Raw genomic sequence first — 4,545 nt, forward strand, 5'->3', positions numbered from 1 at the left:
TGCCGCTCCGCTTGTGCTGGCGAGCAATGACCTTCTGCAATTTCTTAGCAAAGAGCGCATATCAGAATGGCTCGTTCATAAATGCCGCAGCAGAAATTACTTCATGTCGATTTGTGTCTGTTTTTGGCAATGCGAGTCCGAACCCCAATCCGGGAGTTAGCAGATCAACCGTGACACACACTCGCATGAAAACGACACTTCTCGATCCTCCAGGATTGAACGTTACAGACGGATTGACGTTTGTTTGAGAATCTCTGCATTTTGCATTCGTGTTGGGAAGTCGAGCTATGGATGAGATTTCTCTAAGTTCAACCGTAATCTCCCTGTTGCATTCCGGAACAAGAGCTCCCATGAGTTTACAGACGTCTGCCTTGATATCTGCTTGCGTATATTCGCCTTTAGCTACTTCACTTGAGACGGAACCTATGTAAATGGATTTCGAAACCCTCGTAACTGCAAAGTCCAGCATGGCCATCCGGACAAACAGCAATCCGATCTCGAACAACGATAGGAGCAACAAGAAAAACACGGGAGCGACAATGGCAAACTCAATCGCTGTTGCACCGGAATGAGCTTTCGGAAAGAGACGAAAAGCGCGACACGGCATACTCATCCTGAAACCCTCAACGTGCTCAAGGACTGTGCAATTGCGTCGAAGGCTCGTTCAAGGTTTAGATTTTCAATACGAAAGTAATTACTAGGATTGCTTGCGCAGTTGGAGAGTAAATGATTGGCATCGCCGCGCCAGTCAACTTGAAAGCCTATAGTATAGACTTGTACATTGTTTGCTTTTAATTTTTCACACATTCTCTTGAAGTAAGCAACGGCATTATCGCGGGCGCCTGACCTAGTCCATCTATCGCCTGAACTTACGACAATCTGTCCCCCTTCACCTACTCCGCTTCGAATATCGGTTTTTCGACCCGTTCTTGGCTTTTGCGGCCGCCATTGTGGGGTAATCTCTCCATCCGTCATGATTATTGCTATTTTGATCGTAGCGCTATCATTGAAGGGAGCGGGGCGGTCGCTAAAGTTTCCACCAAGACGCCCCTTCAAGCTTGGTGAAAGTGCTTTTGCTCCCCACAGAGTACCAACGTCCATCCCTGTCCCGTCTCCAACCTGCATTCCGTCAATGCGGTTACGTATTCCAGTTATGTCGTTAGAATTGAAAATTGCGGCAGCTGAACGATGCGGGCACCAGCTGTTACTGCGGCTCCATCGATAAAAATGAGGTACTTGGGCTCGACTGTTTGAAGGGATGTCCTCAAGATCGATATCTGCATCCCTATATTCGATACATGCTTGGCCGTTCCCAAAGAGAAAATTCCGATAAGGAACTTTCAATTTTTTATTGTATTGTGATTTACTTGGGCCTCTTATGGTGTTGCCACCATTTTTATTGGCATATCTGTTGTATATTGTAGATCCGAGATTCACGCTCCCGGCAAAAGGTACCAAGTTAAATGACGTGTATTCCTTTCCGTGATTGTCCACGATTACATTGACAAATTCTTTCGCAGCGGACCTCAGTTTTTGAATTTTCCCCTTTTCGTCCATTGACTCTGAGATGTCCAAGACCATGGAAATTTCGAGGTTTTTCGCCGATTGTGTAGCTACGGATTTAACTTTAACAGTGTTTTTGGGGAGGCCAACAAGTGACAGAAACGGAGTATCGACCAGTACAGAAGCAATTACTGTGACGTCCTTTGCGCTCAGTCTGTTTTCTCTAAGGACAACCTGATACTTCAAAGTTTCCCAGGGTGTTCCTGTAGGTAAATTGGATGTAAGAAAATCTTCAACAGTTTCATTTGGATCATTTTTATTGGATAGGGATGCTGCCGCGAGAGCTGCAGCATCAGCTGCTGACTGGAGTTGCAGGTGAAAGGTTGTCATCCGGATTACGTCGACGCTACCACATGCCAACGAAATTATAGGCACTGCACAAATGGCAGCAATAATTGCAATATTTCCGGAGCGGTCTTGCCTGAACTTAATAAAACTACGTACCGCTGACTTGAAGGAAAACATGGGTTCACCAGCTATTGTTAAAAGTAAACCGCATTCCACAAAAAATCACCATCGTGGAAACGGTTAAATCAATAACCGAACAACGGGTTTTATGAGTGATTAGGCGGCAATAGTGCAAATTTGTCCATAGATTACGATCTCGTATTTTTATGAATATTTGTATCAGATCTTGCGAATGGAGAAAAATTTCTTCGTAAAACTGAGGTGTTGGTTGTCTATTTTGAAACTATACTGATACGTATTTCCAATTTGCCAATTGGTGATTTTATCGAAATCTGCACTTGTCTGCAAATATAGATACATAACCCGAGAAATTCTCTGCTGACTGACTTGAAATTTAGTTTTTGCTACTGATAATTTGAGATGAAGATCGTTTATTACTTTAAGTAATAATTAATTATACTTCACTCCAAGGGAGAGAAGTTGCGGTTTTTTGCGAATTTTCCGAGAAGTCATTAGATGCTTAAACAGGCTTAAAAAAGACTAATTTTGCTTAATTGACAGCAGCTTAAGTCAATTTCACTTTTGCCTCGAAGGCCATTATTCACATGAATAATTCAAATTATACGATCATTGACGATCTGCGCATTCCACTACGTGATGCAGTGCAATTGTCCGCACGGGTCTGGATGCCTGCAGACTTGCAAGAACTTCCGTTGCCCGCGGTTTTAGAAGTGCTTCCCTATAGAAAACGAGATGGAACCGCAGCAAGGGACGGAACCACGCACGGCTATTTCGCTGAAAATGGCTATGTTTGTCTGCGTGTTGACTTACGCGGGACAGGTGACTCTCAAGGTTTGTTCGATGATGAGTATTCTGAGCGAGAACTTGCAGACATTGAGGACATCATAAACTGGGTTGCAAAACAGTTTTGGTGCGATGGTGCTGTGGGCATCATGGGAATTTCGTGGGGTGGCATAAACGGTCTGCAAATGACCACGCGGCGGCCTTGTCCACTGAAGGCTGTGATCACGGCGTCCGCGGTTGTGGACCGTTTTTCCGATGATATTCACTACAAGGGAGGAATTGAGCTGAGTAAAAACATCGGCTGGGCGACAAAGGCCATGTCGGTCATTTCACTTCCTCCTGACCCCGCCGTTGTTGGAGACGAGTGGGCAGACATATGGCTGGAAAGGCTGAAAAATACTTCTTTTCTTCCCGGCATTTGGGCGCGACACCGCACCAGGGATGCTTATTGGAAGCGAGGCTCTGTTTGTGAAGATTTTGACAAGATAGAAATACCCATTCTGAGTTTCGCTGGCTTGAATGACGGGTATCGCAATTTACCGATCAAGCTATTGGAGGGGACAAAACAGTCTTCAAAAGCTATCTTGGGACCATGGGACCACAATTATCCGCACATTTCGTCCTATGGGCCCTGGTTGAATTTTCCGGCGGAGGCACTGCGTTGGTGGGACCGATGGCTTAAAGGCAAGGAAAATGGGGTCGAACATGCTCCTGCTTTGCGAGCCTTCATAATAGATGGATCTAGAGAAAGCTCCGACGCTTCAATTGTTTCAGGAAATTGGGTAGCTGCACAGACTTGGCCTACCGAAACAATCAAGTACATAGACTATCATTTAGATAATGCAGGCCTGACAACACAGGCGGGAGTTGTCGACAAATGGATCCACACTGAGCCACTGTGTGGAATTGCGAGTGGAGAATTTTTCAGCACGCAATTGTGTAGTTTAGATCGCCCTGGGGAGCAGGCACCTGATGACAACCTCTCGCTCCTTTTTGAGACAGACCAATTTCGAAAGAGTAAGGTTTTTCTAGGCGCACCCAGGGCAATTCTGAAATTGGCTTCCAATAAGCCTTGGGGTCAAGTCGTTGCCCGTCTTTGTGATGTCGGCCCTGACGGGTCGTCTCGGCTAATTTCCATCGCAATGTTGAACATGGTGTTTCGCAATAGCTTCGAAACACCTGTCGCATTAAGGCCAGGCGAGGTCTACACGATTGAACTAAACTTCGATCATATTGGTTATCAGCTGTCCGAGGGGCACAAGCTCAGATTGGCCCTGTCTGGCTCGTATTGGCCTTTTTGTTGGCCCGAGATAGAAGAATTCAGTCTGCATCTGCAGGAAGGGCAGCTATTTCTACCGGAGTTCGTTGATGGTAAGGTTACGGAAGTCGATGAATTACCTGCAAAGGTCGACCAGACCAAATTTGCTCGCCCCTTGAAGGATAGACTCAAGCGCAAGTTTCGTTTCGAGGACAACGGTCGATGGGTGCTTGAAACCATTTATGAAGATGGTGGTATCGAGATCGAGGAACACAATCTTCGGCGATTTAGTTCGGCGTATGAGAGATGGTCGATAGATCCCGACGATATTAGCTCGCCCTGTGTTGATATTGTTTGGACGAATTCAGTTTCTCGGGACGATTTCCGTGCGGAAACACGTTTGACGACATCTATGCGAGCTGAGGCGGAGTTCTTTCATATTGAAGGAACTTTGGAGGCCTCCAATGGCGACGAGCAAATATTCTTTTGCGAGTTTTGCGAGAAGGTTCTAC

Annotated in this window: 3 protein-coding genes; 1 reads left to right on the top strand and 2 read right to left on the bottom strand. The window is 45.8% G+C overall.

The window, feature by feature from the left end:
• Window positions 1-61 precede the first annotated feature (61 nt).
• Both K5905_RS31665 and K5905_RS28210 read right to left on the bottom strand, forming a co-directional pair.
• Window positions 62-613: a TadE/TadG family type IV pilus assembly protein gene (locus K5905_RS31665; RefSeq protein WP_367187034.1), complete on the bottom strand. Its 552-nt coding sequence runs from the start codon at window positions 611-613 to the stop codon at window positions 62-64.
• Complete coding sequence (locus tag K5905_RS28210) at window positions 610-2,028, bottom strand: pilus assembly protein TadG-related protein (RefSeq protein ID WP_297590591.1); 1,419 nt, start codon at window positions 2,026-2,028, stop codon at window positions 610-612. Before K5905_RS28210 ends, K5905_RS31665 begins: the two co-directional genes overlap by 4 nt.
• Window positions 2,029-2,576: 548 nt before the next feature.
• Here K5905_RS28210 and K5905_RS28215 point away from each other — a divergent pair.
• Window positions 2,577-4,545 (top strand): CocE/NonD family hydrolase (locus tag K5905_RS28215; protein WP_297590593.1); only part of this gene is annotated, 1,969 nt, incomplete at its 3' end.

Source organism: Roseibium sp. (assembly GCF_025698965.1).
GTDB lineage: Bacteria > Pseudomonadota > Alphaproteobacteria > Rhizobiales > Stappiaceae > Roseibium.